The 23068-nt window shown below is 67.3% G+C and carries 21 protein-coding genes and 1 tRNA gene; 13 read left to right on the top strand and 9 right to left on the bottom strand.

The window, feature by feature from the left end:
* Positions 1 to 57: 57 nt before the first annotated feature.
* Together AMS67_RS05760 and AMS67_RS05755 are read left to right on the top strand one after the other, a co-directional pair.
* Positions 58 to 1449, top strand: a complete 1392-nt coding sequence (locus tag AMS67_RS05760) for an MFS transporter (RefSeq protein ID WP_053386496.1) — start codon at positions 58 to 60, stop codon at positions 1447 to 1449.
* A 42-nt stretch (positions 1450 to 1491) separates the two neighbouring features.
* Complete coding sequence (locus tag AMS67_RS05755; RefSeq protein ID WP_053386495.1) at positions 1492 to 2145, top strand: dihydrofolate reductase family protein; 654 nt, start codon at positions 1492 to 1494, stop codon at positions 2143 to 2145.
* A gap of 14 nt (positions 2146 to 2159) precedes the next feature.
* Here AMS67_RS05755 and AMS67_RS05750 read toward each other — a convergent pair whose 3' ends face one another.
* From AMS67_RS05750 to AMS67_RS05730, 5 genes are all read right to left on the bottom strand, one after another.
* The gene (locus AMS67_RS05750; protein ID WP_053386494.1) at positions 2160 to 2966 is read right to left on the bottom strand and encodes a DUF1206 domain-containing protein; all 807 of its coding nucleotides are present in this window, start codon (positions 2964 to 2966) and stop codon (positions 2160 to 2162) included.
* 77 nt (positions 2967 to 3043) lie between these two features.
* On the bottom strand, positions 3044 to 4522 hold the full coding sequence (locus tag AMS67_RS05745; protein ID WP_075201240.1) for a peptide MFS transporter: 1479 nt from the start codon (positions 4520 to 4522) through the stop codon (positions 3044 to 3046).
* Complete coding sequence (locus AMS67_RS05740; RefSeq protein ID WP_241487999.1) at positions 4519 to 5961, bottom strand: NAD(P)/FAD-dependent oxidoreductase; 1443 nt, start codon at positions 5959 to 5961, stop codon at positions 4519 to 4521. Before AMS67_RS05740 ends, AMS67_RS05745 begins: the two co-directional genes overlap by 4 nt.
* Before the next feature lie 107 nt (positions 5962 to 6068).
* Entirely contained in the window at positions 6069 to 6668 is a 600-nt protein-coding gene (locus AMS67_RS05735; protein ID WP_053386493.1) for a cupin domain-containing protein, read from the bottom strand.
* Between the two features lie 120 nt (positions 6669 to 6788).
* Entirely contained in the window at positions 6789 to 7385 is a 597-nt protein-coding gene (locus AMS67_RS05730) for an isochorismatase family protein (RefSeq protein ID WP_053386492.1), read from the bottom strand.
* 110 nt (positions 7386 to 7495) lie between these two features.
* On the opposite strand from AMS67_RS05730, the gene AMS67_RS05725 reads away from it, so the two are divergent.
* Positions 7496 to 8452 carry a GlxA family transcriptional regulator gene (locus tag AMS67_RS05725; RefSeq protein ID WP_053386491.1) on the top strand — a complete coding sequence of 319 codons (957 nt, stop codon included), beginning with the start codon at positions 7496 to 7498 and terminating at the stop codon, positions 8450 to 8452.
* 16 nt (positions 8453 to 8468) lie between these two features.
* Here AMS67_RS05725 and AMS67_RS05720 read toward each other — a convergent pair whose 3' ends face one another.
* Positions 8469 to 9164 (bottom strand): GntR family transcriptional regulator, encoded by a 696-nt coding sequence (locus AMS67_RS05720; protein WP_053386490.1) that lies wholly within the window; start codon positions 9162 to 9164, stop codon positions 8469 to 8471.
* Between the two features lie 179 nt (positions 9165 to 9343).
* Here AMS67_RS05720 and AMS67_RS05715 point away from each other — a divergent pair, with 179 nt between their 5' ends.
* The 3 genes from AMS67_RS05715 to AMS67_RS05705 all read left to right on the top strand — a co-directional run bounded on the left by AMS67_RS05715 (position 9344) and on the right by AMS67_RS05705 (position 11457).
* Positions 9344 to 10012 (top strand): Pr6Pr family membrane protein, encoded by a 669-nt coding sequence (locus tag AMS67_RS05715; protein WP_053386489.1) that lies wholly within the window; start codon positions 9344 to 9346, stop codon positions 10010 to 10012.
* Positions 10013 to 10212: 200 nt separating this feature from the next.
* Entirely contained in the window at positions 10213 to 11127 is a 915-nt protein-coding gene (locus tag AMS67_RS05710) for an alpha/beta hydrolase (protein ID WP_241487998.1), read from the top strand.
* 9 nt (positions 11128 to 11136) lie between these two features.
* On the top strand, positions 11137 to 11457 hold the full coding sequence (locus AMS67_RS05705; RefSeq protein WP_053386488.1) for a hypothetical protein: 321 nt from the start codon (positions 11137 to 11139) through the stop codon (positions 11455 to 11457).
* 66 nt (positions 11458 to 11523) lie between these two features.
* Here the strand turns inward: AMS67_RS05705 and AMS67_RS05700 are convergent, their stop codons facing one another.
* Together AMS67_RS05700 and AMS67_RS05695 are read right to left on the bottom strand one after the other, a co-directional pair.
* A complete protein-coding gene (locus AMS67_RS05700; RefSeq protein WP_206541742.1) occupies positions 11524 to 11940 on the bottom strand; it encodes a peptidoglycan-binding domain-containing protein in 417 nt (138 codons plus the stop codon).
* A 158-nt stretch (positions 11941 to 12098) separates the two neighbouring features.
* A tRNA-Arg gene (locus AMS67_RS05695) sits at positions 12099 to 12171 on the bottom strand.
* A gap of 105 nt (positions 12172 to 12276) precedes the next feature.
* On the opposite strand from AMS67_RS05695, the gene argS reads away from it, so the two are divergent.
* Positions 12277 to 13947 (top strand): arginine--tRNA ligase, encoded by a 1671-nt coding sequence (gene argS, locus AMS67_RS05690; RefSeq protein ID WP_053386730.1) that lies wholly within the window; start codon positions 12277 to 12279, stop codon positions 13945 to 13947.
* A 14-nt stretch (positions 13948 to 13961) separates the two neighbouring features.
* The gene (locus AMS67_RS05685) at positions 13962 to 14729 is read left to right on the top strand and encodes an LmeA family phospholipid-binding protein (protein WP_053386486.1); all 768 of its coding nucleotides are present in this window, start codon (positions 13962 to 13964) and stop codon (positions 14727 to 14729) included.
* A gap of 27 nt (positions 14730 to 14756) precedes the next feature.
* Here the strand turns inward: AMS67_RS05685 and AMS67_RS05680 are convergent, their stop codons facing one another.
* Positions 14757 to 16193 carry a PucR family transcriptional regulator gene (locus tag AMS67_RS05680; RefSeq protein ID WP_053386485.1) on the bottom strand — a complete coding sequence of 479 codons (1437 nt, stop codon included), beginning with the start codon at positions 16191 to 16193 and terminating at the stop codon, positions 14757 to 14759.
* A gap of 156 nt (positions 16194 to 16349) precedes the next feature.
* Here AMS67_RS05680 and AMS67_RS05675 point away from each other — a divergent pair, with 156 nt between their 5' ends.
* The 5 genes from AMS67_RS05675 to thrB all read left to right on the top strand — a co-directional run bounded on the left by AMS67_RS05675 (position 16350) and on the right by thrB (position 22939).
* Positions 16350 to 17453 carry an alcohol dehydrogenase catalytic domain-containing protein gene (locus AMS67_RS05675; protein WP_053386484.1) on the top strand — a complete coding sequence of 368 codons (1104 nt, stop codon included), beginning with the start codon at positions 16350 to 16352 and terminating at the stop codon, positions 17451 to 17453.
* A gap of 43 nt (positions 17454 to 17496) precedes the next feature.
* Positions 17497 to 18924, top strand: coding sequence for an APC family permease (locus AMS67_RS05670; protein WP_053386483.1), 1428 nt, complete (start codon positions 17497 to 17499; stop codon positions 18922 to 18924).
* A 242-nt stretch (positions 18925 to 19166) separates the two neighbouring features.
* Positions 19167 to 20600: a diaminopimelate decarboxylase gene (gene lysA / locus AMS67_RS05665; RefSeq protein WP_053386482.1), complete on the top strand. Its 1434-nt coding sequence runs from the start codon at positions 19167 to 19169 to the stop codon at positions 20598 to 20600.
* A gap of 69 nt (positions 20601 to 20669) precedes the next feature.
* Positions 20670 to 21989 carry a homoserine dehydrogenase gene (locus AMS67_RS05660; RefSeq protein ID WP_053351948.1) on the top strand — a complete coding sequence of 440 codons (1320 nt, stop codon included), beginning with the start codon at positions 20670 to 20672 and terminating at the stop codon, positions 21987 to 21989.
* Complete coding sequence (gene thrB / locus AMS67_RS05655; protein ID WP_053386481.1) at positions 21986 to 22939, top strand: homoserine kinase; 954 nt, start codon at positions 21986 to 21988, stop codon at positions 22937 to 22939. Before AMS67_RS05660 ends, thrB begins: the two co-directional genes overlap by 4 nt.
* The last annotated feature ends 129 nt before the right edge of the window (positions 22940 to 23068 follow it).

Below are 23068 nucleotides of genomic sequence, written 5' to 3'. Positions count from 1 at the left end.
ACAGCCGTCGCCGACTGACTGCTGCGCGATGTGGGTGGTGAGCCCTACGATGAACCCATGACCGCAACCTCGACGGGCGAGCGCCGCTCTCTCGCGCAGCGCCTCGACGCGCTCCCGTTCACTCGCAAGCACGGCAAGATCCTCGGAGGGTCTGGCATCGGCTGGGCGCTCGACGCCATGGATGTGGGGCTGATCTCGTTCATCATTGCTGCGCTGACGCAGCAGTGGGGCATTGATAAAGCCGAGGGCGGGCTGATCGCCTCGGTCGGCTTCGCGGGTATGGCGATCGGCGCGAGCCTCGGCGGGTTGCTGGCAGATCGGTTCGGTCGGCGCCACGTCTTTGCGATCACCCTGCTCGTCTACGGTGTCGCGACGGGGGCGAGCGCGCTCGTGGGCGGCATCGCCGTGCTGCTCGTACTGCGCTTCTTCGTGGGTCTGGGGCTCGGTGCCGAGCTGCCTGTGGCGTCGACCTATGTGAGCGAGTTCGCGCCGGCGCGCATCCGAGGCCGACTGATCGTCATCCTTGAGGCATTCTGGGCAGTCGGGTGGACGGCGGCCGCGCTGATCGGCTACTTCGTTGTGCCGGCATCTGAGAATGGCTGGCGGTGGGCGTTCGCGCTCGGAGCGATTCCTGCCGTGTACGCCTTCGTCGTGCGCTGGGCGCTGCCCGAGTCGCCCCGCTGGCTTGCCGGTCGGGGGCGCACCGCCGAAGCCGAGCAGATCGTCGCCTCGTTCGAAGCGGCTGCCGGATCACCGAGCGACGTCGCACCGTCGCCTGCGAAGGTGGCTTCGGCTTCGGCCCAGGAGGCCGCTGGAGTCGGGGCGGTCCCCGCAACTCCCGCCTCATCAGGATCCCGTCTTGCGACACTCTGGTCGGCTGAGTACCGCGGCCGCACCCTGTCGATCTGGGTCGTATGGTTCTGCGTGAACTTTGCCTATTACGGCGCGTTCATCTGGATCCCCAGCATCCTGGTCGATGCCGGTTTCAGTCTCGTCCGCTCGTTCGGCTTCACCCTGATCATTACGCTCGCGCAATTGCCGGGGTACGCGGTCGCCGCGTGGCTGATCGAAGTCTGGGGGCGCCGCTTGACGCTGTCCGTCTTCTTAGTCGGGTCGGCGGCCTCCGCGATCGTGTTCGGCACGGTGCATACTGAAGCCGCGATCATCGCTTCAGGGATGGCGCTGTCGTTCTTCAACCTGGGCGCCTGGGGTGCGCTGTACGCGGTCACCCCCGAGATCTATCCGACCTCAGCGCGCGCCACCGGTGCGGGCTGGGCAGCCGGGGTCGGGCGCATCGCTTCGATCGTGGCGCCACTCCTCGTACCCGTCCTGCTCATCGCGGGGGGATCTGCCCTGACATTCACGGTGTTCGCGGTGTTCTTCGTGGTCGCCGCAGGGGCGACCTGGGGGCTCGTCGACCGCAAGGGTCGCGCCCTCGACGACCGCTGACGCACGCCGCACTCTGCGAACCTCGAACGAACGGAGCCACTGATGCCTCTCGCACGCGCACACAATATCGCCATCTCGCTCGACGGCTACGGGGCGGGCGCCGACCAGTCGCTCGATGCGCCATTTGGCCACGCCGGAATGCGGCTCATGCAGTGGTTCTTCCCGACCGCGACCTTCCAGGGGCTTTCTGGCGATCGCGAGCGGCAGGCGGTCGACCCGGCGACGGAACCCGACGATCGTCACGCGCGTCGGGCCTGGGAGAACATCGGTGCTGAAATCATGGGCGCGGGCAAGTACGGCCCTCCGGGGTGGCACGACGACGCGGAGTGGGGCGGCTGGTGGGGTGACGAGCCGCCGTTTCACTCGCCGGTGTACGTGTTGACGCACCACCCGCGTGCATCGCTCACCCGCGGCGAGACGACGTTCCATTTTCGCGACGCGACGCCGCACGACGTACTCGCCGAAGCGTTCGCAGCGGCGGCCGGCCAAGACGTGCGCATCGGAGGCGGGCCGAGTACGGTGCGCGAGTTCTTGGCCGCCGACCTGATCGACGTGCTGCACGTCGTGCAAGTTCCGATTCTGCTCGGCCGCGGCTCGCAGCTGTGGGAAGGACTCGAAGGGTGGGAATCGGGGTTCTCAGTCGAGTCCGAGACGACGCCGAGTGGTGTCACGCACCTCACCTTCACACGCCGCTGAGGAGGCCCCGGGCATTAGAGATCGGCAAAGCGTGCCCGGAACTGGCAGAAGAGGCCGTAGGCGAGGAAGCCCACTCCGATCAGCACGATCGCGACGTTGCCGCCGGGAAGCTTCGAGAGTGAGGTGATCGCGGCGTCGAGCGCGCCCGCCGACGTCGAATCGCGTTCGAGCCCGGCGAGCGCCAGCACACCGCCGACGGTGAGCAGAGCCGCACCCTTGCCGACAAAGCCGACGGTCCCGAGCCCGGCGATCGCGTGACCCGCGGCACTGTGCGGCAGGGTCATCTGCTTGCGAAAGCTCCGCGAAATCCCCATCCATACCCAGGCGCCGCCGACGACGGCAACGCCGATGCCGACGATCACCAGCATTACGGAACCTCCGGGGAACGTCAACAGGCCGCGACTCGCTTGCTGCGCCGTTTCGTCTGGGTCCGGGCGGGCTCCCAGCGCCACAGCGACCGAGATGCCGCCCATGACGCAGAAAGCGATGCCCTGACCCCACTCGGCAAGCCGGCGACCCCAACGCTTGCGGCGTGACGAGAGGTCGAGGGCGAAACCGTGGACGACGTGAAACACGCCTAACGCGAAGAGGAGTGCAGCGACGACCCAGAGTGCGGCGAAGCCGAGCGGGATGCCGGCGATGGCCGAGAGTGCGCCGACCTGATCGGCTTCCGCGGCTCCGCTCCGCACCACGACGGAGATCGCAAGCGCACCGATGAGTGCGTGCACGAGACCACTGGCAACATACCCGCCGCGTGCGAGCACGCGAAACGCGCGACGTTGCTCCGTTGCGCGAGCGGCGTGCTGCAGGCGATCGTCCATGCGTCGAGCGTATTGGAGCCGCTGCGGGCGAGGCAGCCCCTGGACACGGGTGTGCAGGGGCTGCCTCAGTCGTGCGATTACGATCGCGAGGAGAGGAGCGATCCGAGCGGTCGACGCGCGACGATGAGGCTCACGCCGAGCAGCAGCCCGGTGCCGGAGACGATCATGAAGTACTGCGGCGATTCGATCGCCGCAAAGAGTTGACCGAGCAGGCCCGACAGTGACGACCCCAGCGCGAGCGTCAAGAAGTTGAGGCCCACCATTTGCGACTTGAACGCGTTCGGCCCGATGTTCGTGGCGAGGGAAAGGCCGATCGGGCCGACAAAGACCTCGGAGGATCCGGCCAGAGCCATGAAGATGAGGATCAATGCCAGCGGAATGAACGCATCGCCGGTGGCCTGGGAGATGATCAGCAGGAAGAGATAGGCGCAGCCGATCTGGATCAGCCCGATGCCGAACTTCGCGACCGGCGATGGCTGTCGATCCCCGAGTCTGCTCCAGAGTCGCGCGATCAGCGGGGTGACGAGCACCGCGGCGAGCGGGCTGACCGTGGTGATCCACGCAACAGGAAACGTCCAATCGCCGATCTGCAAGTTGATGCGCTCAGTGATGAGAATTGAGATTGCGGTGAACTTCTGGAACAGGAGTCCGAAGTAAATGCCGGAGAAGAGGAACAGTGGCAAGAACCCCAATACTCGGCGGCGTTCGTCACGAGTGACCTTTCTTGAGGTGCACATGGTGACGAAGTACGCGGCTGCTGCCAGGAGCGCGAGGATCGTGGTCGTGCTCGACAAGTTGTCGGCACGCAGCACACCGGAGAACGTTGCCGCCAGGATGGCTGCGATGCCGACGAGTGCGATCGCGATCGCGAGCGGGAAGCGCGAACGGGGAAGGGGGTTGTTCACGAGTGATGCCCGCTCCGGGAGTCGCCCCATTGCAAACAGATACTGCACGAGCGCCGCGGCCATGCCGATCGCTGCGAGACCGAATCCCCAGTGGAAACCGAACTGGTTCTGCACGAAGCCAGTGGTCAGTGGCCCAACGACGGCGCCGATGTTGATCGCCATGTAGAAGTAGGAGAAGCTCACATCGCGCTCTTGTTGTGAACGACCTTCGACGATGAAGCCCACGATCGATGTGATGTTCGTCTTCAGTGCACCGGTGCCCAGCACGATGAGCATCAGGCCGGCCCCGAGACCACTCAGGCCCTGTGCGAACGCGAGCACGATGTGGCCGACGGTGATGATGAGGGCGCCGAAGAGCACCATGCGCTTCGGAGTGATCAGTCGGTCGCCGAGCCAGGCCCCCAGTACCTGAGCGAGGTAGACAGAACCGCCGTACGCACCGACGATGCCCGCGGCCGCCGCAGGCGCGATCTCCAGGCCACCGTCAGCGAGTGAATACAGCAGGTAGAACGAAAGGATTCCCTGCAATCCGTAGAAGGAATAGCGCTCCCAGAGTTCCGTGAACGCCATGCGCCAGACGCCGGAGGGGAGGCCAGTGCGACCCAGGCTCGTTGCGGCAGTGTGCGGTGGTTGGGGTTCGGTGCGGGTCATTCGTGCAGTCCTGCCAATCGGGATCCGAAGCGAGCGATGAGTGAGGTGTTCTCGGAATGACGCGATTCTTCCCAAGCATCGGCGACGCCGAAGAGCCGGTACATCGTGTGGACACCGAGCCAGCGAATCGGCTCGGGCTCCCACAGGCCCGAATCGTGGTCATTCCAGGGCAATGCCGTCAATGGCGTCGAGCGGCCGGCGGCGCGATCGAGCAGTGTGCGTGCTGCGAGATTCGTCGCGGTGACTCCGTGCCCGGCATATCCGCGCGCATTTCCGATGCGAGTGGCCGGGTCGAACGTGATTCCCGCGCACCAGTCGCGCGTGACGCCGATCGCGCCTCGCCACGCATGCTCGATCGGGAACTCGACGCCCGGGAAGAAGAAGGCGAGGCGCTCGCGCAGCGTGCGGATGGTGCGGGCGTCGACCTCTCCGGTTCCGGGCAGTCCGGAGTTGAATGCGTAAGGGGTGCCTCGGCCGCCGATCGCGATGCGGTCGTCGGCGGTGCGTTGCGCGTAGACGAAGGTGTGAGCGCCGTCGTTGAGGCACTCGCGACCATCCCAGCCGATACGCTGCCAATCAGAGGCCGACAGTGGTGCGGTGACGATCATCGACGAGTTCACCGGGATCACTTCACGTTTCCCGAATCCCGGTGCAGTGCTCGCGACGCTGCCGGTGAATGCCTCCAGGCAGCTCAGCACGGTCGTGCCGCGCAGCGTGCCGCGCGAGGTGACCGCGGCCCCGGGGAGGATCTCCGAGACGCGGGCGCCCTCGCGAATCGTCACACCGCGCGACTCGACGACGTCTGCCAGTCCGCGGGTGAGTTTCGCGGGGTCCACGCGTGCCGTATCGCGATAGAACAGGCCGCCGAGTGCAGGGGTGATGTCGATGCGCTCCCGGAATTGCTGCGCGTCGAGGAGTTCCAGCGCATCCGGGTCGTACCCGTTCTCGAGGTTGGCGCGATACGTCGCCTGCAAGCGCTTCAGAGCGGCGGGTGTCGTCGCCGCCTGCAGCTGACCACCGCGATGCTGGTCGGCGGCGATCCCCTCCAACTGCAGCACACGCAACGTCTCCGTGATCGCATCGCTCATCTCGCGCTGGAACTCGCGAACCGCAGCGCGCCCATCACCTCCAGAGCGCGTGACGGACTTCGCGTACACGGCGCGGTTGCCGGGGATCAGCGTCGACACCCAGCCCCCGTTCCGACCCGATCCGCCGTAGCCGATCTCCTCGGCTTCGAGCACCGTGATGTTCCATTCGGGGTGCTCAGTGATCGCGTAGTACGCGGCCCAGAGCCCGGTCATGCCGCCCCCGACGATGATGAGATCCTGGGTCTCGGTGGGAAGCTCGGCACGTCGCGACGGGGCAGCGGCGCGGGCCGGCGAGCCGGTTGCGGTCGTGTGCATCCAGTGCGAGATCTCGCCGTTCGTGTAGTCGGTCACTGTACTGCTTTCTGAATCGGTGGTGCGTGTTGCGTCGTGGAGCTGCTGGGTGCGGGCGCGCCAAATGCTGCCCGCCCAGGGACTCCGGGGCAGGTGGCGGTGCTCGCTCAGTAGGTCGGGGGAGCCATCGTCCAGATCACGCGAGCGTGAGCCGTGCCGGTGGCTTCGACGATGTGGTGAGGCTGACTGCTGTTGTAGTGCAGTGAGTCGAGTTCGCCGAGCTCATGAGCGACGCCATCGACGGTCACGATCACTCGACCAGCGATCACCACCAGCACCTCTTCAGAGGCGCCGTGGGTGTAGTGGCGCGAGCCGGTCGATCCGCCCGGCTCGAAGAGGCCCATGAGTACTTCGAGATGATCGAAGTGCGACGGGGTGAGCTTCAGTTTTGTCGCGCCGTTGCCAAACGAGAATCCCTGGGCGTCCGAGAACCTGATCACGCGATGCGCCGGCTCATCGCCTTGCGCTTCGAAGAGATCCCCGACTCCGAGCTTGAGGACACTGCAGATCTCCTGCAGGGCTCGAACGCTCGCATTCGCCTGTCCGCGTTCGATCTGCGAGAGAAACCCCGGAGTGAGGCCGGAGCCTGCCGAGACATCTTTGAGCGTGAGCCCGAGGGCGCGTCGCCGCCGACGCAAGCGCGCACCGACTCCTGCGGCCGGTTCGGGCGCCTCTTCGGTGAGGGGTGTGGCGTCGATCGTTGACATGCAGGAAATCTAACATGAGATCGCTGTAATCTCAAAAAAGTTTACTGACAATACAGTTATGTGTGACATGCCTGTGTGGCGGCGAACGGGAGTGTCCACCGCCACACGGGCGCTTGCACCCTAGTTCAGGTCGCTCGCGCTGGGCACGACGACCGCGTAGATGTCGCCGATCGTCGCGAGTGCACTGCGGTGCAGTTCTGCGGCCGGCACGACTCCGCCGCCGACGGTCGGCAGCGAGCGGGTCGCGGTCGCGTCGGCGACCACAGTGGGGCGGTTGCCGCGCAAGAACGCGCCCTCCGAGGTGAACGTCACGCACATGTGGGTCATGAACCCGCCAATGACGACCTCCTCGTGACCGGCAGCATCGACGAGATCGCCGAGGTTGGTGCCGACGAACGCATTCGGTGCGCCCTTGACGACGATGGCTTCACCGTCGATCGGAGCGACGCGCTCGTGGATCGCTCCGATCTCGCAACTGATGTCGTAGGGGGAGCCGGGGCCATCGTCGTGCACGACGTGGATGATGGTGGATCCTGCCGCGCGAGCTCGCGCAAGCAGGTCTGCGGCAGCATCGAGCGCGGAGTCCCATCCTTCGAGTTCCATCACCCCGGTGGTGTAAGTGTTCTGGTAGTCGACGAGGATGACCGTGGCGCTGGCCAGGGTCGCGGCCTCGGTGGGCAGCCCGCTGAGCTCGCGGAGGGTGGATGATGCGGTCATGATGATCCTTTCGGTTGCGTCACGTACAGTGTGACTCGGCCGATTGCACTGGAACAGATGCAATCGGGTCGCACTGCACGGAAAACGGACGAAAGCGCAGGGTCAATCGCATGTCAGCACCACGTGTCGCGGTGATCGCGTTTCCCGGTATCAGCCCGTTCCATCTTTCGGTGCCGTCGCTGGTGCTCGGGCCTGAGACCCCCGCGGGGGAGTCGGAGCCCTGGACGATCGGTGTCTGTGCGGAGCAGGCCGGCCCACTCCCGACGAGCGCCGGGTTCGAGATCGTGGTGCCGCACGACCTGGGGCTGCTCCATGACGTCGACGTTGTGGTCGTGCCCTGGTGGGGTGCACCGCACGAGGCGGCCCCGGGTCCCGTCGTCAGCGCGATCCGGCACGCACACGAACGTGGCGCGACAATCGTTGGCCTGTGCTTAGGGGCGTTCGTGGTGGCCGATGCGGGGGTGCTCGATGCGCGAGCGGCCACCACTCACTGGAAATGGGCCGACGTGTTTCGTGCGCGATTTCCTGGAGTTCGACTCGACCCCGCCGCACTCTACATCGATGAGGGGTCGGTGCTGACGGGAGCGGGGGCGAGTGCGGGCATCGATACGTGCTTGCACCTCTTGGCCTCGCGCAGCGGGCAGCACATCGCGAACCGCACCGCACGGCGCATCGTCGCCGCACCGCACCGGCCGGGCGGTCAAGCGCAGTTCATCGAGACGCCGATCGTGCCCGAGATCGATGATCCAGTGGGGCGCGCCTGCAGCTGGGCACTCGATCACCTCGATGAACGGCTCACGATCGATGTCTTGGCGGCGCACGTGCACGCCAGCCGCAGCGCATTCACGCGCGCGTTTCGGCAGCGCACGGGGTCGACCGTTACTCGATGGGTCGCTCAGCAGCGGGTCGTGCGGGCCCGTGAGTGGCTCGAGACGAGTGATGCCTCGATCGAGGAGATCGCCGGTCGCTGCGGGTTCGGCAACGCCGCTGTGCTGCGGGATCGGTTCCATGCCGAAACCGGCACGACGCCGGCGAACTACCGCGCCGCTTTTCGCGAGGCGGCTTGATCGCCGGGCGTCGGGGTTAGGCCCCCGGAGCCTCGTGCCACGTTGCCGGTGCCCAGGCGGGGCCGGGCAGTGGGAGACGATGCATGTCTTCGAACGCGAGCTCGGTCGCGATCGGGTCGGCTGACTCAATCCCCTCGCGCATACGGCTCCACCCGCTCGACAGCAGCTCCCAGTTCGGCGTGCGCGCATCGATGGTGATGCGGTACTGGAAGCTGAGCGAGGTCACCGTGCCGGCGGCCAGCCTCTGCAACGTCGGGTTGGGGCACTGCTGCACCAGGAAATCGTAGAGTTCGACCGCAACCGCCATGTGTCCGCGCACGTCACCCGCAGCAATTGCTGCTTGCGCACGGTCGGTGAACGCGAGCATCTCCGTGCGCGTCGCGTCGGTCAGTGCCGGAACCACCGTGCGCATGACGCCTCCGAGCACAACGCCGACGGTTTGAATCGCGTCTTCGACGCTCTCCTTGCTCGGCTGCACCACTCGGGTGTGGGTCTGCGCGGCAATCTCGACGAGACCCTCGACCTGGAGGGCGATGATCGCCTCGCGAATCGGAGTGCGTGAAATGCCGAGCCACTCTTGCAAGCTGGCATCGTCGAGCTGCTCACCCGCGGCGAGCGTGCCGTCGAGAATAGCGTCGCGGATGGCGTCGTGCGCCTCATCGCGCAGCAGGCGGCGGGCAATCTTCGGCTTCGATGAAGCGGGAACTGGCATGTGATCCTCCTGCAAGCATTCTAGTCGGCCAGATGCGCACATACGATGCGGTTGCATGTATGTCTGTCACTCACGAGTGCGGCGAATCGACGACGGTTGGCGGTACCCGAACATTCGTGGTGCAGCGATCGCCGCCTGCGGCAGAATAGGGGAGTTCACCTGTAGACGTGAGGACCCCGATGACGCAGACCGACGCTCCCGCGCACGCCACCGCCCGACGTCGCGTGTTCGCGGCGCTCGCCGCAGCGGCCGCGCTCCTCATCCTCGCGGCCATCGTGGGGCAACTCGTCTACAGCCTGAGCTTCGATCCCGCAGACCGCGCCTTCTTCTACACGAACTTCTTCAGTTTCTTCACGATCCTGTCGAACGTGCTGGCCGTCATCGCACTCATCAAAGCCGCATGGTTCTCGTCGACCCGCGCGATTGATCCCGCATGGTTCACCGCATTCTTCGGCGCCGTCGCGACGTACATGGCGACCACGGGCATCGTCTACAACACCTTGCTGCGCCAGATTTCGCTCGATCAGGAGGGGACGCTCGGGTGGTCGAACGAGGTGCTGCACCTCGTCGGGCCGGTCCTCGTCGTCGCAGCTTGGATCTTCGCTCCCGGTCGGGGAGCGCTCACCTTCCGGCATCTGCGGGTCGCGGCAATCTTCCCGATCATCTGGGTCATCTACACGCTCATTCGCGGCGCCGCGACCGGGTGGTACCCCTACCCGTTCCTCAACCCCGAACGCATCGGCGGGTACGGCATCGTCGCGATTTACGTCGTCGTCATCGCCGTCGTGATTCTCGGCTTCGACGCGATCGTCGTGTGGGTCAGCCGCAAGCTCCGCCCACGCGCCTAGACGTCGCTTCGACCACGCGTCAGACCGCGGTACCACGCCTCGCGTCCGTCGCGCAGAAACACTCAGCTCACGGGTGGAACCCGCTCCGCCGGCAGCCTGAGGCGCCCGCAGCGAGAACTCGATTCACTGGAGGTGCGCGTGAACCCACGCGCACCTTGAGAGGAGTGTCGCGCGTGCGAAAGAGCGTCAAAAGACTGTTGGTGACCGTTGGATGCGTGGCCGGTGTGGTGGCGCTTGCAGCGGGAGCGGGAGCGACTGCTCAGGGTGTCGCTTCGGCACGCGACGCGGATCGGCTGCAGGACTACGGCACCCGCATCGAACTCGATGCCGGTTCGGTCAATGTGCTCGACATCGGGGGCGAGGCGGCTGCGGGATCGCCGACCATCGTGCTGCTGCCCGGCTTCGGCACGGCGGCGCCGGCCATCGACTTCGCGCCGTTGATCGACGAGCTTGCGGGCCAGGCCCGGGTGCTCGCCTACGAACCGCTCGGCACCGGTCTCAGCGATGACACCGATGTGCCGCGCACCGTGACGGCCTACTCGGAAGAGCTGCACGAGACGCTCGCGCGGCTCGGGGTGGAGCGTCCGGTGCTCATGGGGCATTCGATCGCGGGCATCTACGCCCTGGACTACACGAACCGCTACCCCGGGGAGGTCGAGGCGTTCGTCGGCATCGACAGCAGCGTGCCGGGTCAGCCGGGTGCCGATGAGGCCGTGCCCACCGACGGGGTGCAGACACTCAAAGCGCTCGGCGTGCTGCGCGCGCTGAACGCGGTCGCCGACGATCCGTATTCGCGTGCACCGTACACCGATACTCAGCGCGAACAGACGCGGATCCTCACGAACCGGAACTCGATGGATCACGCGATGATCAGCGAGTCGGCCGAGCTGCCCGGTACCTTTGCGGCCGTAGCCGACCTCACGTTCCCGACCGACCTGCCGGTGCTGTTCTTCGTCGCACACGATCCGGAACTCGCCGACTGGCAGCGCATGCACGAGGAGCAGGCTGCGGCGGTGCAGCGATCCGCCGTGATCGAGCTCCCCGGTGAGCACTACCTGCACCACACGTCGTCGCCTCGCATCGCACGCGAGACGTTCGCGTTCCTCGCCAATTAAGCTGACCGCATGACGAACCTCGAGCTTCGCCCCGACCGCCGCGCCTTCGGTTGGGGCCTCGCGGCGACCATCGTATCGGCGGCCGGGATTCTGCCGATCGCGATCGTGATCCTACTGATGGTCACCGTCGATCAGAACTACGGGTGGCTGCTGCTCATCGTCATGCCGCTGTCGGCATTGATCGGTGCAGTCGGTGCGGTGCTCGGGATCGTCGCACTCTGCTTCGCCATCTCGGCCAGGCGCACCTACGCCTGGCCGATCACCGGCATCGTGCTCGGCGCGGTGCAAGTCATCGCGATCATCGGGCTGCTCACCGGGGCCTGGAGCTGAGGGGAGGAGTGCACCGAGTGTCTTGTTGACACCCGGTACACTCCCCAAGTATTGCGGGAATCCTGGTCAGCAGCCGGCGTTTCGGGCCGCCACTGCTTCAGCCGCAGTGAAGTCTTCCCCGGCGTACGGAGCGATGGTCGACGGGCTGCAGAGCGTGCGCCAGGTCTTCGCGCCGACCACGCCGTCTTGCGCGAGCCCGAACTTCTTCTGGATTGCGACGATGCCGGCTCGCGTCGCGGGGCCGAATTGGCCATCGACGACGAGTCGCTGACCCGTGATGTAGGGGAGCTTGTGGTTCGCGAGGATCTGAAGATTCTTGATGCACGGTGCCACGCCACCTGAGGAGTACAGGTTCGACACGCACGCCGAAGCGGGTGCGGCCTGAGCAGCAGATACGGGCGCCGCAGTGAGCGCAGTGCTGGCGGCAAGCACCACACCCGCAAGAGCGACCATACGGAACGATTTCTGGAACTTCTTCGTCATGTTTCGCATGCCTGCACTGCAACTCGGAAGCTTCTGCCGCGCGAGTGGGCGTCGAATGAGGGACGCGCATTGTGGCTCGCACACGGCAAGTCAGACGACGTGCCCAGCGCATATGCAAAAAGCTCCCACCGCTGACGCGATGGGAGCTGATGTTGCAGTGCCCCCGGAGGGATTCGAACCCCCGACCTACGGTACCGGAAACCGGCGCTCTATCCCCTGAGCTACGGAGGCGAGCAGATGCAACCCGATTAGCCTAGCGCACAACCCCCGACCTCTCGTACCGGGCGCACCCGACCTGAACGGCCGGGTGCGCCGCGGCGACTAGAATCGATGCTCGTGACGCCTCAAGAACTCGCTACCGCACTCGCCGCCATCCTCTCCGACCTCGTCGCCGCCCGTGGCTCCGAGATCGTCGTGACCGAGCAGGACACGCAGGTCGAGCGACCGAAGAACCGCGAGCACGGCGATTGGGCGTCGAACGCCGCCATGAAGTTCGCGAAGCGCGTCGGGGCGAACCCGCGCGAGCTCGCCGAGGAAATCGTGGCGCGCGCGCTCGAGATCGACGGCGTCGCGAAGGCCGAGGTCGCGGGCCCCGGTTTCATCAACCTGACGCTCGACGCTGCGAGCGCGGGCGAGACGGCGCGTCGCGTCGTCGAGCAGGGCGAGAACTACGGTCGCAGCGACATGCTCGCCGGCCAGAACATCAACCTGGAATTCGTCTCCGCGAACCCGACCGGCCCGCTGCACATGGGCCACACCCGCTGGGCCGCGCTCGGCGACTCGACGGCGCGCGTGCTGCGTGCCGCGGGTGCGCAGGTCACGAGCGAGTACTACATCAATGACGCCGGCGCGCAGATGAACAAGTTCGGTCGCTCGGTGCTTGCTGCCGCGCTCGGCGAAGAGGCACCGGAAGACGCGTACCCGGGTGCCTACATCCAGGAACTCGGCCGCAAGATTCTCGAGCGCGAGCCCAAGCTGCCCGAGCTCGCTGAGAGCGATCGCGACGCGGCGCTCGAGCAGGCTCAGGAGCTCGGCTATCAGATTCAGCTCGCCGAGATCAAAGACTCGCTCGAACGCTTCAACGTGCACTTCGACGTCTATTTCTCGGAGCGTACGCTGCACACCGAGGGGGCCGACGGCTCGCCGAGCCCGATCGCTGCGGCGGTGGATCGCCTGCGCGAGCAGGGCCACGTCTTCGAAGAGGACGACGCCATCTGGGTGCGCACGACCGCGTTCGGAGATGACAAGGACCGCGTGTTCACCCGTGGCAACGGCATTTACACCTACTTCGCCGCCGACGCCGCGTACTACCTGTCGAAGATGGATCGCGGGTTCGGTGAGAAGATCTATCTGCTCGGAGCCGACCACCACGGGTACATCGGTCGTCTGACGGCGATTGCGGGCGCCGCGGGCGACAACATCGAGACCGACGTCACCGTGCTCATCGGGCAGCTCGTGAACCTGAACGGCGCGCGCCTCTCGAAGCGTGCGGGCAACATCATCGAGCTCGACGACCTGCTCGAGTGGCTGGGCTCTGACGCGCTGCGCTACTGGCTTGCCCGTTATCCGGCCGATTCGCCTTTGGCGCTCGACGGCGAGCAGGTGCGCAGCCGCACGAACGATAACCCGGTCTTCTACGTGCAGTACGCGCACGCGCGCACCTGCGCCGTCGACCGCAACGCGGCAGCTGCCGGCATCGACCGCAGCGCGTTCGCACCTGAGTTGCTGACGCACGAGACCGAAACCGAGTTGCTCGGCAAGCTGCAGCAGTACCCGGGCATCGTCGCGGGCGCTGCGGAGCTGCGCGAACCGCATCGCATCGCGCGCTTCCTGGAAGAACTCGCAGCGGCGTACCACCGCTGGTACGACAACTGCCGCGTGATCCCGCTGGGCGAAGAGCCGGTCGAAGACCTGCATCGTACGCGGCTGTGGCTGAACGACGCGGCCGGTCAGGTGCTGCGCAACGGGCTCGACCTGCTCGGGGTGACCGCACCCGAGCGGTTGTAGAGCGGAGTTTCGGCATGGGGGCCGAACGGCGGGGGTCGCGGTGGTGGACGAAGCTCATCGCGGTCGTGGTGGTCGTCGGGCTGCTGGGGGTTGCAGCGGAGTTCGCGCTGCGCCTCATCATTCCGGGCGTCATCGCGGGTGCCGTGCGCACGGAACTGAAGCTGACCGATGACCATCCGGTCGACGTGTCACTCGGCGGTTCAACACTGCTGAATGCGGTGCGCGGCGGGGTCGGCGACGTCACGGTCGAGGTTCCCGACGCTCCGGTGATGAACGGCATTCAGGCCGACGGTTCGCTGCACGCCGATCTCGTGCCGTTCAATCCGACATCGGGCGACATCACCAACGGTACGGTCGATCTCACGCTCGACAAAGATCAGCTCGGACCCGTGATCTCTCTGCTCACCCAGGGAGTTGCGCAGACGGGCGAAGTGCAGGGCGGCGAACTGGTCGTCGGCCGATCGGTGGAGACGTTCGGGCAACAGCTCACGATCTCGGCGCGACTCGGCGTCAAGGCGGTGGACGGAGCGGTTGAAATCGATCCACTCGGTCTGAGCGCTGCGGGCTTCGACCTCTCGACCGAGCAGCTCGCGCAGGCGACGGGCTCACTGCTCGACCCGATCTTGAAGCCGCAGACCGTCTGCATCGCAGACCAATTGCCGCGCGGGATCACCCTGACCGACATCGTGCTCTCGAGCACGGGTTCGGTGACGCTGCGGGCCTCGCTCGCACCCGGCATCATCTCCGACTCGGCCGAGCAGCAACAGGGCACCTGCGACTGACTTCGATCGCTGCGGCTTCGCGGAGGGTCACAGGCCGGCGGCCCGCAGCGCGAGCCATGCCGCGGCCCGGTCGTCGGCGCGGTCGAGTGCGAGCCCGGTGAGATCCTCGATGCGACGAACGCGCGAGACGAGGGTCTGCCGGTGGATGCCGAGGCGGGTCGCGCTCGAGCGGTGCGCTCCATGCTCTGAGAGGAATACGTGCAGCGTGCGGGTGAGTTCGCCATGCGCTCCATCGGCGTCGCGCAAGGGGTCGAGCAGCACGGTGAGGCCGCCGCGGTTCGCGGACTGCAGGGTGGAGAGCACGAGGTCGACGGTGGGCAACTCGGCGTAGCGCACGGCGGGGCGGCCGTCGTCGAGGGCGGCACCGAGCGCCTGGTGCGCCTGCGTTGCCGAGTGCGCGAGAGCGGTGACGGGAGCGGGGTCGCCGACGCCGAGGTGCACGCGCAGGCCGCCGACCGGGGCGAACTCCAATACACGCGCGTGCAGGTGCGCTGCGAGGTCGTCGCGCACGAATCCGCGAATGTGGCCGTGATCGGCGGCGAAAACGTGCTCGGCGCCGAGCTCATCGCACCAGCGTCGCAGCAGTCGTTCGAGATCGATCGTGCGTGTGCGGGCGCCGAGTTCGAACGCGGTGAGGGTGCGCTCGTGCACACCCCAGCGGTGCAGCAACTGCTCGGCGCGATCGCCGCCGGCGACGAGGGTGTCAAGCAGGGCTCCGCGCCCCAGGTGCTCGGTGAGCGAGGGGTCGTGGCTGCGCAGCAGCAGGTCGAAGAGTGCGGCGGCGAGCGACGACAGATCGCGGGCATGGCTCGTGCGGCTCGAGCGCGTCGCGATCACGAGCGATCCAGCGAGATCCTGGTCTGATCCGACCCGGTGCAGCTGCAGGCCGTCGTGTCGCACGCGCACGGGGCGCCCCAGTGCGAATGCGGCGGCGTCCGAGACATGCAGGCGCCCGGCTCCGGCGCTCGCGATGACCTGGCCGTGTGCGTCGAGCAGCACGGCCCAGCCGTCGATGCGGTGGGCGAGCTCGGCGATCACCGCCGTCACGCCTCCGCGTCGCGCGACCTGGGTGAGCACGTTCATGCCGGCGGTGACGAGACGATCGGCGGCGGCGCGATCGTCGGCGATCAGCGCGTGCAGCGCGGCGTGCAGCGTCGCGCCCGACAGGTCGGTGCCGAGGATCGCGGTCATACCGTGCGCCTGCAGCGCCGAGCGCAGCACCTCGCCGTTCTCGGGGGAGACGAACACTGCGCCGAGCAGTGTTTCGCGCCGGTCTCCGGGGGAGCCGAGGTCGGCAAGCAGCTGCTCGGACGGGCCGGTGACGAGCGTGGCGTAGGCCGGATTGCCGATGACGACGTACCCGTCGATTTCGGCGACGCCGTCGACGGGCGTGCGATCCGGCAACCGCCCCGCGGCAACGGATCCGCCGACCGCACGCACCACCGCGGAGAGATCGAGAGCCATGCCGAGAGTGTACCAAGTGCTGAAGTGAGGTGGAGAAGATCGTCACTTGGTGCAATGACAAGTGCCGCGACTGCTCCGTAGCCTCATCTGAGTCGCCATCGCGGTCGCACGCTGCGATCCGAGGCGTTCCGAATCCGTTGAACGAAGGAGTGCAGCATGCAGGCTGTCGTGTTCCGAGATCCCTCGACCCGCGCAGAGGTCACCGACGTCACACTGGCGGCGCCGAAAGCCGGTGAGGTGCGCGTGAAGATCGCTGCCGCCGGTGTCTGCCACTCCGACCTGCACGTGAAGCGCGGCGAATGGGATGCCCCCGCTCCCATGGTCATGGGCCATGAAGGCTCGGGCGTCGTCGTCGAGCTCGGTGAGGGCGTCACGTCGCTCGCCGTCGGCGACCACGTCGTGCTGAGCTGGGTGCCTCCGTGCGGTGAGTGCCGCTACTGCCTGCAGGGGCACGAAGCCCGCTGCCAGAAGGTCGTCGAGGTGAACAACACCCACGGCTCGCTCTTCGACGGCACCTCGCGCCTCAGCCGCACCGACACGGGCGAGCCCATTCACCACTACCTCAGCGTCTCGTCCTTCGCCGAAGAGGTCGTCGTCCCGGTCTCGGGCGCCATCAAGGTGCGCGATGACGCACCCCTCGATGTCATCGCGGTCGTCGGCTGCGCCGTCGCGACCGGCGTCGGCGCCGTGCTGAACACTGCGGGTGTCGAGCCCGGCTCGACCGTCGCCGTCATCGGCTGCGGTGGCGTGGGCCTCAACGTCGTGCAGGGCGCGAAGCTCGCCGGCGCCGAGCGCATCATCGCCGTCGACGTCGTGCCCGAGAAGACTGCGATGGCCCTGCAGTTCGGCGCGACGGATCGCATCGATGCCTCCGACCGCGACGCCGTGGAGCAGCTCTTCGAGCTCATTCCCGACGGTGTCGACTACGCGTTCGATGCCATCGGCCGCACCTCGACCACGGAGCAGGCGATCCGCATGCTCGGACTCGGCGGCGCCGCCGTCATCGTGGGTCTGCCGCCGACCGGCGCGAAGGCGTCGTTCGAGCCGCTCGTGCTCGCCGAAGCCGACCAGCGCATTCTCGGCTCCAACTACGGCTCGGTGCGTCCGTCGATCGACATTCCCGCGCTGGTCGACCGCTACATGGACGGACAGCTCAAGCTCGATCCGCTGATCTCGGGCCGGCGCCCCCTCGCCGAGGCCGCAGAAGCGCTCGACGATCTCGAAACCGGCGGCGTGCTGCGCACCCTGCTCATCCCGTAATCCGTTCGCGGATCACCCACCCACTCGAAGGAGAGTCACTCACATGACCACCACCACCCAGCAGGCGCCGGTCGACGCCGGCCTGCGTCGCGGTGTGATGTCGGGGCCCGAGCTCGCTGCTCAGGCCATCGCGAACATCGCACCGAGCGCGGTCATCGCGTTCACCGCCGCGTCGATCTTCATCGGTGCCGGCAACGGCACGATGCTGTCGTTCATCCTCGCGACGATCGTCATCGTCTGCGTCGGCTACTGCGTCGCAGTCTTCGCGAAGAAGAACGCGTCGGCCGGATCCCTGTACACGTACGTCGCGAAGGGCCTCGGCCCGACCGGCGCCTACATCGCGGGCGTCGCGCTCATCATCGGTTGCTGGGGCATCGCCGCCGGTTCGCTCGGCGGTGCGGTCTCGTACATGTCTGATTTGCTCGTGTCGTTCGGCCTGCCCGCATCGAGCAAGATCTGGCTCATCGCGCTCGCCATCGTGATCGGCGGCCTCGCGACGTTCTTCACGATTCGCGGCATCCGCATCTCCGCGCGCGTCTCGCTCGTGCTCGAGCTCGCCTCGGTCGCCATCATCCTGATCCTGCTCGTCACGGCACTGATCGCGATTGGGCCCGACGCGTGGGATCCGAAGCAGTTCTCCTTCGAGGGCGTGCCGTTCCAGGGCGTCGCGGCGGGCATGGTGCTCGGCATCCTCGGCTTCGTCGGATTCTCCTCGGCCGATGCGCTCGGGCGCGAAGCGAAGAACCCCTACACCGCGATTCCCCGCGCCATCATGTGGAGCGCCGTGGTCGTCGGTGTGCTGTACGTCTTCGCCGCCTACACGCAGATCGCCGTGCTCGGCGATGATCTCGGCGAGGTCGCGAGCCCGTTGCAGGCCATCTCGGAGCGCATCGGCATGCCCGGATGGTTTACCCCGATCCTCACCTTCGGTGTCGCCGCGTCGTTCTTCGCCGTGGTCGTGGCACCGCTCAACGTGGTCGGCCGGATCGTCTACGTCATGGGCAAGGAAGGCGTCGTCGCCGAGCGCTTCGGCCGCACGCACGACACCCACCTCACCCCGCACCGCGTGCTGCTCATCGCAGGGCCGCTCGCGATCCTGCTCGATGCGATCCTGCTCATCAGCGGAACGCACCCGATGGACATCGTGGTGTGGGTCGATACCTACGGCACGTTTGGCTACATGGTCGCCTACGCGCTGGTCGCCATCGCCTGCGTCGCCTGGGTGCGCCGCGAAGGGATGCGCAGCGCGCTCGTGAGCATCTGCGCGTTCATCGCGGTCGTCGCTATGGTCTACGTCTTCTTCGCGAACGTGTACCCGGTGCCGGCCTTCCCGCTCAACGTGATTCCGTACCTGTTCCTCGCGACCATGGTTGTCGCGCTCGGGTGGTTCGTGTTCCTCCGGAAGAGCCGTCCCGAGGTCATCGCGAACATCGGCAACACCGAGACCGACATGCTCGAGGGCGTGGGCTAGCCTCACGACCCGACTGCACGGTCACCGCTCGAGGGCCGGCCGCGATCCTGCACCGTCAGGGTCGTCGCCGGTCCTCGTCGTATGCCCAGCCCTCGTGACTCACCCGGTAAGCTGAACGGGTTCGTTCAGAGGATTCCTCCGCGCGCACGGCTTCAGGGGCCAATCCGGGTCCGCTCGCCATCGGTCGCTCTCTCGCGGCCCGCGAGTTCGACGGACACGAGATCGAGACCCCAGGAGCACACATGGCAGAGGCGAACGCCGCGAACCCGAACGCGATCGATGCGCGCGTGTTCCCGCCGTCCGCCCGTCGCGGCAGCGAATGCCGCCAGCTCAAGCTGGGAGGCGTGCGCGCCACCGATCTCACCGCGCAGTTCGGTTCACCGCTCTACGTGATTGACGAGGCCGCGGCCCGCAGCCGTGCGCGCGAGGTGCGCGAGGCGCTGCAGCGCGAAGCCGAACGCGTCGGCACGAGTGCGACGGTGTATTACGCAGGCAAGGCCTTCCTATGCGTCGAGGTGGCGCAGTGGATGGTCGACGAGGGGCTCGCGGTCGACGTTGCGAGCGGCGGCGAACTGGCCGTGGCACTCGCGGCGGGGGTCGACCCGGCGCGAATCGGCTTCCACGGCAACAATAAGTCTGAGCGCGAGATCCGGCGCGCGGTCGAGGCCGGAGTCGGCACAGTCATCATCGACAGCGAGATCGAGACGGAGCGCATCGCTGCGGCCGCACGCGCGGCGGGGCGGCAGCAGCGCGTCCGACTGCGCGTGAACAGCGGCGTGCACGCGTCCACGCACGACTTCCTCGCGACGTCGCACGAAGACCAGAAATTCGGGCAGCCCCTTGACGATGCCCCGCGGCTCGTGACGGCGATCCTGGCGCATGACAGCCTCGACTTCGTCGGCCTGCACTGCCATATCGGGTCGCAGATCTTCGCCACCGACGGCTTCCGCGAATCGGCGCGCCGTCTGCTCGGCGCCTACCCCGAGCTCGAGCGGATCGCCGGGCGCCCGATTCCCGAGCTCAACCTCGGCGGCGGCTTCGGCATCGCCTACACCTCGGCTCAGGCCGACGAAGCGCCCGACGTCGCGCGCATCGCCGCCGAACTGGCGGACATCGTCGCGGAGACCGCCGCTGAAGTGGGCATCGCGATCCCGAAGCTCGCATTCGAGCCCGGCCGCACCATCATCGGCCAGGCGGGTGTCACGCTCTACACCGTCGGTACGACGAAGTCGGTCGCGCTCGCCGGCTCCGATGCCGCAGCCGATCCGGCCGATCTCGGCTTCTCCGAACGGCTCTACGTGAGCGTCGACGGTGGCATGAGCGACAACGCGCGACCGGCGCTCTACGGTGCCGATTATCAGGTCAGGATCGCCAACCGTGACAGCGACGCCGCCCCGGCGCTCGTTCGCGTCGTCGGCAAGCACTGCGAATCGGGTGACATCGTCGTGCAGCGCGACGTGCTGCCGGGTGACGTGCAGCCGGGCGACACGCTCGCTGTCGCCGCGACGGGCGCGTACTGCTGGTCGCTCTCGAGCAACTACAACTACGTGCCCCGTCCGCCGGTCATCGCGGTCGCCAACGGCTCGGCCCGCATCATCGTGCGCGGCGAAACCGAAGACGAACTGCTGGCGAAGTCGGTCATTCCGGCGCCGGTGGCCCCGGCCCGTGCAGACTGACGAACTGCCTCAGACCTCACCATTGCGCCGCGAGCGGCGATCCCGAACCACACCCTCAAGGAGATACAGATGAACGGATATCGCGACCTTCGCGTGGCACTGCTGGGCTGCGGCTCAGTGGGCGCGCAAGTGGCACGACTCATCCTCGAGCACGGCGACGAGCTCGCAGCGCGCATCGGCGCGCGCCTCACGCTCGCCGGCATCGCCGTGCGCGACGTGAACGGCAAGCGTGATGTCGAACTGCCTCAGGAGCTCTTCACGACCGATGCCGAGCGCCTGGTGCAGGGTTCCGACATCGTCATCGAGCTGATGGGCGGCATCGAGCCCGCGCGCACGCTCATCACGCAAGCGCTGCAGGGCGGCGCCGACGTCGTCACCGCGAACAAGGCGCTCATCGCCGCTCACGGGCCCGAGCTCTCCGAGGTCGCCGAGCAGGTCGGCGCGCAGCTCTCATACGAGGCTGCGGTCGCCGCGGCGATTCCGATCCTCCGCCCCCTCCGCGAGAGCCTCGCTGGCGACCACATCACCCGGGTGCTCGGCATCGTCAACGGCTCGACGAACTACATCCTCGACCGTATGGACCGCTTCGGCGACAGCGCCGAAGACGCCTCGCGCGTCGCCAGCGAGCTGGGCTTCCTCGAAGCCGACCCGACCCTCGACGTCGAGGGCTACGACGCCGCGCAGAAGGCCACCATCCTCGCGAGCATCGCCTTCCACACCGAGGTTCCGGTCGACGCCGTGCACCGCGAGGGCATCACCAGCATCACCGGGGCGCAGATCGACGCGGCGAAGAACGCCGGCTACGTCATCAAGCTCCTCGCGATCGCCGAGCGCCTGGAGGCCGCCGACGGCACCTCGGGCGTTTCTGCGCGCGTGTACCCGGCACTGATCCGCCGCGACCACCCGCTCGCGGCGGTCTACGGCGGCAAGAACGCCGTGTTCGTGGAAGCCGAAGCCGCTGGTGAGCTCATGTTCTACGGCGCGGGCGCCGGTGGCGCTGAGACCGCCTCGGCCGTACTCGGCGACGTCGTCTCGGCAGCGCGTCGACACGTGGTCGGTGGGCCCGGCATCCCGGGGTCGCTCCACGCCGAACTGCCGATCCTCCCTGTTGGCGAAGTGACGACGGCCTATCAGATCATGCTCGCCGTTCGCGACCAGCCCGGCGTGCTCGCGAGCATCGCCGGCATTCTCGCCGAACACGGCGTCTCCGCGGCCAGCGTCGAGCAGACCGTCGCGCAGGGCGCGGAAGGCGCCGAACCGAGCGCCGCGCTCGTCATCGGCACGCACCGTGCGCGTGAGGCCGACCTCGCCGCGACCGTCGAGGCGCTGCGCGCCGCCGACGTGGTCACCGACGTCACCAGCGTTCTGCGACTCGAGGGCCAGGCGTGAGCGCGGCGAGCGGCGTCGGCCGCGCCGTCAAGGTGCGCGTTCCCGCGACCAGCGCCAACCTCGGCCCCGGATTCGACACGCTCGGCATCGCTCTCGCCTACGGTGACGAGCTCATTGCCGTCGTACGCGACGCGCCCGGGGCCAGCGTCACCGTGTCAGGCGTCGGCGAGGGGGAGGTGCCCACCGACGAGACCAACCTGGTGGTGCGCTCGACCGCGCACGTCTACGCCCAATTGGGCCGCGACATGCCCGGGCTCGACGTTTCCGCGACGAACCGGATTCCGCACGGCCGCGGCATGGGATCTTCGGGCTCCGCGATCGTCGCGGGCGTGATGATCGCAGCCGGCCTGCTGCAGAGCGACCCCGTCGCGCCGCTCGACCTGAGCGAAGAGCAACTGCTCGCCTTCGCCACCGAACTCGAAGGGCACCCCGACAACGTCGCGCCGGCGCTCTTCGGCGGGCTGACGATCGCCTGGACCACCGAGCAGGGCCCCCGGTTCAAACGACTCATGGTGCACCGCGGGGTCGCTCCGCTCGTGCTCGTGCCCAGCTTCACGATGTCGACGGAGCTCGCGCGCAGCCTGCAACCGAAGCAGGTGCCGCACGAGGACGCGGTCTTCAACGTCTCACGCTCGGCGTTGCTCATCGCGGCGCTGACGCAGAGCCCCGAACTGCTGCTCGAAGCCACCGAGGATCGCCTGCACCAGAACTACCGCGGCGCCGCGATGCCGGCCACGCGCGACCTCATCGGTGAACTGCGATCCGCCGGTCACGCCGCCGTGGTGTCGGGTGCCGGGCCCTCCGTGCTCGTGCTCTCGAACGGGCCGCTCGACCGCATGCAAGCGGCCGACCAGGTCACTGAAACGCACCCGGATTGGCGCGTGCTCACCCTGGCGGTCGATACCAAGGGTGCTACAGTGGAGGCGATCCCCGCGGGTTCTGCGCACTAGCCGAAGCCGTCGATGTCCGCTCATGCGGAACTGTGGATCGTTATCTCATCGTGAAGACATCGCACGGTGATCCCGAAGCACATCAGTGCACCACCGCGGGAAGGCGAGGCCGTATGCGCGCGCTGTTCT

The sequence above is a fragment of the Leucobacter japonicus genome (assembly GCF_001273855.1).
GTDB classification, from domain to species: domain Bacteria; phylum Actinomycetota; class Actinomycetes; order Actinomycetales; family Microbacteriaceae; genus Leucobacter; species Leucobacter japonicus.
Note: the sequence above shows the minus strand (reverse complement) of the source record. Positions and strands in the feature narration are given on the sequence as shown.

What these genes read in the sequence shown, in the direction of transcription:
- AMS67_RS05760 (WP_053386496.1), top strand. Translation starts at nt 58, where the DNA reads ATGACCGCAACCTCGACGGGCGAGCGCCGCTCTCTCGCGCAGCGCCTC.
- AMS67_RS05755 (WP_053386495.1), top strand. Translation starts at nt 1,492, where the DNA reads ATGCCTCTCGCACGCGCACACAATATCGCCATCTCGCTCGACGGCTAC.
- AMS67_RS05750 (WP_053386494.1), bottom strand. Translation starts at nt 2,966, where the DNA reads ATGGACGATCGCCTGCAGCACGCCGCTCGCGCAACGGAGCAACGTCGC.
- AMS67_RS05745 (WP_075201240.1), bottom strand. Translation starts at nt 4,522, where the DNA reads ATGACCCGCACCGAACCCCAACCACCGCACACTGCCGCAACGAGCCTG.
- AMS67_RS05735 (WP_053386493.1), bottom strand. Translation starts at nt 6,668, where the DNA reads ATGTCAACGATCGACGCCACACCCCTCACCGAAGAGGCGCCCGAACCG.
- AMS67_RS05730 (WP_053386492.1), bottom strand. Translation starts at nt 7,385, where the DNA reads ATGACCGCATCATCCACCCTCCGCGAGCTCAGCGGGCTGCCCACCGAG.
- AMS67_RS05725 (WP_053386491.1), top strand. Translation starts at nt 7,496, where the DNA reads ATGTCAGCACCACGTGTCGCGGTGATCGCGTTTCCCGGTATCAGCCCG.
- AMS67_RS05720 (WP_053386490.1), bottom strand. Translation starts at nt 9,164, where the DNA reads ATGCCAGTTCCCGCTTCATCGAAGCCGAAGATTGCCCGCCGCCTGCTG.
- AMS67_RS05715 (WP_053386489.1), top strand. Translation starts at nt 9,344, where the DNA reads ATGACGCAGACCGACGCTCCCGCGCACGCCACCGCCCGACGTCGCGTG.
- AMS67_RS05705 (WP_053386488.1), top strand. Translation starts at nt 11,137, where the DNA reads ATGACGAACCTCGAGCTTCGCCCCGACCGCCGCGCCTTCGGTTGGGGC.
- AMS67_RS05700 (WP_206541742.1), bottom strand. Translation starts at nt 11,940, where the DNA reads ATGACGAAGAAGTTCCAGAAATCGTTCCGTATGGTCGCTCTTGCGGGT.
- AMS67_RS05685 (WP_053386486.1), top strand. Translation starts at nt 13,962, where the DNA reads ATGGGGGCCGAACGGCGGGGGTCGCGGTGGTGGACGAAGCTCATCGCG.
- AMS67_RS05680 (WP_053386485.1), bottom strand. Translation starts at nt 16,193, where the DNA reads ATGGCTCTCGATCTCTCCGCGGTGGTGCGTGCGGTCGGCGGATCCGTT.
- AMS67_RS05675 (WP_053386484.1), top strand. Translation starts at nt 16,350, where the DNA reads ATGCAGGCTGTCGTGTTCCGAGATCCCTCGACCCGCGCAGAGGTCACC.
- AMS67_RS05670 (WP_053386483.1), top strand. Translation starts at nt 17,497, where the DNA reads ATGACCACCACCACCCAGCAGGCGCCGGTCGACGCCGGCCTGCGTCGC.
- lysA (WP_053386482.1), top strand. Translation starts at nt 19,167, where the DNA reads ATGGCAGAGGCGAACGCCGCGAACCCGAACGCGATCGATGCGCGCGTG.
- AMS67_RS05660 (WP_053351948.1), top strand. Translation starts at nt 20,670, where the DNA reads ATGAACGGATATCGCGACCTTCGCGTGGCACTGCTGGGCTGCGGCTCA.